Source organism: Sinomonas sp. G460-2, from assembly GCF_047759905.1.
Lineage (GTDB): Bacteria > Actinomycetota > Actinomycetes > Actinomycetales > Micrococcaceae > Sinomonas.
Map to the genome: position 1 here is coordinate 1 of NZ_JBKZWT010000274.1, position 4808 is coordinate 4808.

Below are 4808 nucleotides of genomic sequence, written 5' to 3' on the forward strand. Positions count from 1 at the left end.
TCGGGCCCGCGCAGGAGCTCGGCGACCTGCTCCGTGACCTCGGCCGCGTCCTCGCCCGCGAGGAGCGCGGTGAGCTCCTCGAAGCGCACGGCAGCCTCCGCGGGGGAGCGGAAGCCGCACAGCGCCTCGAACGGCGTGAGCGCGAAGATCATCTCGGGCTTGTGGTTGTCGTCCTTGTAGTTCCGGTCCGCCGCGGCGCGGTCGACGCCCGCCGCCTCCTCGGCCGCGAACCCCGCCCGGGCCTGCTCGAGGGTGGGGTGGACCTGCAGCGAGAGCGGGTGGGCGGCCGCGAGGACCTTGAGCAGGAACGGCAGGCGAGGCCCGAACGCCTCGACGCTCGCCGCGCCGAGGGCGGAGCCCGGATCACGCGCGATGAGCTCGTCGAGGCCGGAGTCGAGGTGCTCCCGTTCGCCGTCGACGGGTGCGGCGACACGGGAGGGAGAGTCCGGGTGGGCGCCGATCCAGAGCTCAGCTTCGGGGCCGCCGCTCGGCTCGCGGCCGAGGAGCTGGGCGATGGCCGTGCGGGAACCCCATGCGTAGGGGCGCAGCGTGTTCAGCAGAAGGTGCATCAGAAGACCTCCGATACCTTGCGGCGGAGGGACTCGCCCTTGCGCGAGGCCGTGGCCTTGAGCTCGTCCGCGAATCGCGTGAGGTCGCCGGAGAGCCGCTCGGCGAGCTCGTCCGTGCCGGCGGCGAGGAGCCGCACGGCGAGCAGGCCCGCGTTGCGCGCCCCGCCGATCGAGACCGTCGCGACGGGGACGCCGGCGGGCATCTGCACGATCGAGAGGAGCGAGTCCATGCCGTCGAGGGTCTTGAGCGGGACGGGAACTCCGATGACCGGCAGCGTCGTGACGGACGCGAGCATGCCCGGAAGGTGGGCGGCGCCGCCCGCGCCCGCGATGATCACCCGGAGCCCGCGCTCGCGCGCGGACGCTCCATACGCGATCATCTCGTGCGGCATGCGGTGCGCAGAGACCACGTCCGCCTCGAACGGCACGCCGAACTCGGCGAGCGCCTCGGCCGCGGCCTCCATGACGTTCCAGTCGGAGTCGGACCCCATGACGAGGCCGACGAGCGGGCCTGTCTCGTGGGAATGGTCAGCGGCCGGGGCAGTCATGCGCTCTCCTTCGCGGGGTCGGTCAATTCTGTGGACTCGGCGCCGTCGCGGACGATCGTGGCGACCCTCGTTGCGCGCGCGCGGAGTTCCGCCGGGGTCGAGCCGGGCGCACCCACGAGGTTGACATGCCCGATCTTCCGCCCGTCCCGCACCGACTTGCCGTAGGTGTGCACCTTCGCGTCGGCGTCGGCGGCGAGCGCGGCGGGGTACGCGGCGTACAGGTCGGCATTCGCGCCGCCGAGGATGTTCTTCATGACGGCCCACTCGCCGAGCACGCGGGTTCCGCCGAGGGGCAGGTCGAGGACCGCGCGGAGGTGCTGTTCGAACTGGCTCGTGACGCACCCGTCCTGCGTCCAGTGGCCCGTGTTGTGCGGGCGCATCGCGAGCTCGTTGATCAGGAAGCCGGCGCCGCGGCCGGGCGTCTCGAAGAGCTCGGCGGCCATGACTCCCGTCACGCCGAGATCGTTCGCAATGGCGAGGGCGGCGCCCTGCGCGGCCTCCGCGACGGCCGGGTCGAGGCCAGGGGCCGGCACGATGACCTCGTCGCACACGCCGTCGACCTGGATGGTGTACGCGACCGGCCAAGCCCGCGCTGCGCCGCTCGGAGTCCGCGCGATGAGCACCGAGAGCTCGCGCGTGAACGGGACCATCTCCTCCGCCAGGAGCGGCGACATGGCACCGAACCAGTCGATGGATGCGGCGGCGTCCGCCGGCGAGCCGAGCACACGGACGCCCTTGCCGTCGTAGCCGCCGCGCGGCGTCTTGAGCACGATCGGCCAGCCGATCTCGTCGCCGAACGCGATGAGGTCCTCGACGTGGTGCACGGCGGCCCACCGCGGGTTGGGGAGGCCGAGGCGGTCGACGGCGGCGCGCATGCGCAGCTTGTCCTGCGCGTGGACGAGCGCGGCGGGGCCCGGCTGCACGTTGACGCCCTCGGCCATGAGGGCCAGGAGGTGCTCGGTCGGGACGTGCTCGTGGTCGAACGTGAGGACGTCAACGCCGCGGGCGAACTCGCGGAGGTCGTGGAGGTTGCGGTAGTCGCCCACCGGCGCGCTCGGAACGGCCGGGACGGCCGAGACGTCCTCGGCCTCGGCGAGGACGCGCAGTTCGAGCCCAAGGGCGGTGGCGGGAGGGGCCATCATGCGGGCCAGCTGCCCGCCGCCGACGACACCGATCACAGGAAAACTCACCCGCCCAGCCTACCGAACGGGAGCAGACTGATCCGAAGGGGAGAAGCGCACCCGAAGGGAGCGGATCCGCCTGTATGGGAGCAGCTTCACCTGTGAATGCTGTGGACAACCTGAGGGTCGCTTCGAGGGGCCGCGTAGAATGGTGGTTTGAGCGTCCCCGGTGCCGGGGCCCTCGACGGGGGCCGGTGTGCCCTCCGGGAGGGCTCATATCACGCGGGCGGCGGTGAACGAACGTCCCCGGAGGAACATGATCAACGCCATTTCGGATCGATTGAGCGGTCTCGTCTCGCTGTTTTGGCGGGAGGTCGCGAAGTTCGGCACGGTCGGCGGCCTTGCGTTCGTGGTGGACTCCGCGATCTTCATCTGGCTCCTCAACGGCCCTCTGCACAGCGGCGAGGTCTGGGCGAAGTCGATCGCGACGATCGTGGCGAGCATCTTCTCGTGGGTCGCGAACCGCTACTGGACGTTCCGGCACCGCAAGCAGGCCAACGTGATCCGCGAGGCCGTCCTGTTTGCGATCATGAACGGCGTGGGCCTGCTGATCGCCGCTGGCTGCGTCGCCTTCGCCAAGTACGTGCTCCTCATGACGGACAAGGTGTCGATCTTCGTCGCGGGAAGCATCGTGGGCCTGATCCTCGGCACGATCTTCCGCTTCTTCGCGTACCGATTCTGGGTCTTCAACGAAGAGCTCGACGCAGAGCCGGGCTACGAGGGCGACCACGAGATCATCGAAGGCCACCACGAGCACGCGTCCGTTGCCGCGGAGTCTGTCGCGGGGCCCAGCGACCGGTCCGAAAACTAGTTCCGCGGCCGCTCAGCCGGCCGTGATGCGCTCTGCCTGGCGCAGCCGCGGCGTGTCCGCGACCGTGCCGTGGCGGAGGACTGCCGAGCCGTCCGCCGCCCAGGCTCCGAGCAGGGACGCGAGCACCTCGGGCAGCGGCCGCGACGCGTCGACGAGCACGCGCGCACCAGGTTCGGAGGGCGCCGCGAAGCGCTCTAGCAGCTCAGCCTGGCTGAAGGCTTCCCCGCCGAGGTGGGCGGCGCCGTCGTCCGCAGATGGCTCGTCGAACGGATCGAACGAGTCCGCGAACTGGCGCACGAGCGCCGCGTAGTCCAGCTGCCCCGGCCCGAGCGTGTCCGTGAACGAGAGGTCGAGCGCGCCGAGCGCCACCGCTACTTGGGCCGCGCCCGCGGCCGGGCCGGAGCTCGGCTCGGCCGAGAAGACGATGTCCGCCTCGCCGTCCACGAGCACGCCTCCTGCCTGCCAGCCCGCGAGGGCCAGCACGGCACTCTTCCAGTGCCCCGGGAGGTCGAGCCGGAAGCGCGTGCCGGGCTCCGCGTCGAGTTCCTCGACGAGCAGGTTCGACGACTTCGCCGCCCAGTTGTCGAGAACGCGTCCGGACAGCTCGACGCGTTCGCCGTCCGGGCCGTACCACGTGAGCCGGGGCGCGGACGAGTTGCCACTACGGAGTCGGTGGAGCAGTGCGGTGACCGTGGAGTCCATGGATCTATTCTGTCCCCCTCGCGGCGCCTTCCGTCGCGCCGCCACGTACACCGTGTGAGGTGACGGCGCAACGGTGCGGGCGCGACCCGCGGTCGGGCGTGGCGTACACGTCCCACGGAAATTGGACGGATACAATCTCCGCCCCGCGCTTGACTCCACTCGACTTACACGCGTGTAATTAGGACTGGACAGTAACTGCACCGGCATTTGGGGGCCGGTTCCGGAAGCCTTCCGGACTCCGCGGCCTCAACTGGGAGGCCAGTGCAGAACGAACCACCAAGGAGGAGCACCGTGGGACAGGCGGAGCGTTTCCAGAACGATACAGCAGCGGCCGCACAGGCGCTGGGCCACCAGCCTCGGGGAATCCCCGCGGACTGGTACGTGGACCCGGCGGACCCTGAGGCGGGCGAGCGCTACCGCGAGATGTCGGCGGCAGTGCTCGAAGACGCGGCGACAGCGTTTCTGGCCGAGCACGCAGCATATGACCATGACGACGAGGCCGACGAGCCGGAGGAGGACCGCGACGCCGAAGTCGTTTCGCTCCTCGACCGGCAGCCGGCCCCACGGCCGGCCGAGCCGATCTGGCTGACCCTCCTGCGCCCCGCGGCGCCGGTCGAGGGTGAGCTGGCGTGGCAGGTCGACGCGCTGTGCGCGCAGACGGACCCCGAGGCGTTCTTCCCGGAGAAGGGCGGTTCGACCCGGGACGCCAAGAAGGTGTGCAGCTCGTGCACCGTGCGATCTGAGTGCCTTGACTACGCTCTCGAGAACGACGAGCGGTTTGGCATCTGGGGCGGGCTCTCCGAGCGCGAGCGCCGGCGGCTCCGCAAGCGGGCGGTCTGATCCTGGACGGCGTGCACGTCACCGCAGTCGTCGTTGCGCACGACGGCGCAGCCCACCTTCCGCGTACCCTCGCCGCGGTTGCCGCTCAGCACAGGCGGCCCGACGTGGTGCTCGGAGCCGATTCCCGCTCCCGGGACGGCTCCGGCGAGCTCCTGCG

6 protein-coding genes are annotated in these 4808 nt (G+C 71.0%); 2 read left to right on the forward strand and 4 right to left on the reverse strand.

Annotation, left to right across the window (positions count from 1 at the left end):
- The 3 genes from manA to ACLN58_RS17855 form a co-directional block, all read right to left on the reverse strand.
- Positions 1-569: mannose-6-phosphate isomerase, class I (gene manA / locus ACLN58_RS17845; RefSeq protein ID WP_415856588.1), on the reverse strand; the 569-nt coding region annotated here is incomplete at its 3' end.
- Positions 569-1117, reverse strand: coding sequence for a 5-(carboxyamino)imidazole ribonucleotide mutase (purE, locus tag ACLN58_RS17850; RefSeq protein WP_415856589.1), 549 nt, complete (start codon positions 1115-1117; stop codon positions 569-571). The genes manA and purE, both read right to left, overlap by 1 nt.
- On the reverse strand, positions 1114-2307 hold the full coding sequence (locus ACLN58_RS17855; protein ID WP_415856590.1) for a 5-(carboxyamino)imidazole ribonucleotide synthase: 1194 nt from the start codon (positions 2305-2307) through the stop codon (positions 1114-1116). Before ACLN58_RS17855 ends, purE begins: the two co-directional genes overlap by 4 nt.
- Before the next feature lie 247 nt (positions 2308-2554).
- On the opposite strand from ACLN58_RS17855, the gene ACLN58_RS17860 reads away from it, so the two are divergent.
- Positions 2555-3109 (forward strand): GtrA family protein, encoded by a 555-nt coding sequence (locus tag ACLN58_RS17860; RefSeq protein WP_415856591.1) that lies wholly within the window; start codon positions 2555-2557, stop codon positions 3107-3109.
- 12 nt (positions 3110-3121) lie between these two features.
- Here ACLN58_RS17860 and ACLN58_RS17865 read toward each other — a convergent pair whose 3' ends face one another.
- On the reverse strand, positions 3122-3811 hold the full coding sequence (locus ACLN58_RS17865) for a TIGR03089 family protein (RefSeq protein WP_415856592.1): 690 nt from the start codon (positions 3809-3811) through the stop codon (positions 3122-3124).
- A gap of 291 nt (positions 3812-4102) precedes the next feature.
- Between ACLN58_RS17865 and ACLN58_RS17870 the strand changes: the two genes are divergently transcribed.
- Positions 4103-4651 carry a WhiB family transcriptional regulator gene (locus ACLN58_RS17870; protein ID WP_415856593.1) on the forward strand — a complete coding sequence of 183 codons (549 nt, stop codon included), beginning with the start codon at positions 4103-4105 and terminating at the stop codon, positions 4649-4651.
- Positions 4652-4808: the final 157 nt, after the last annotated feature.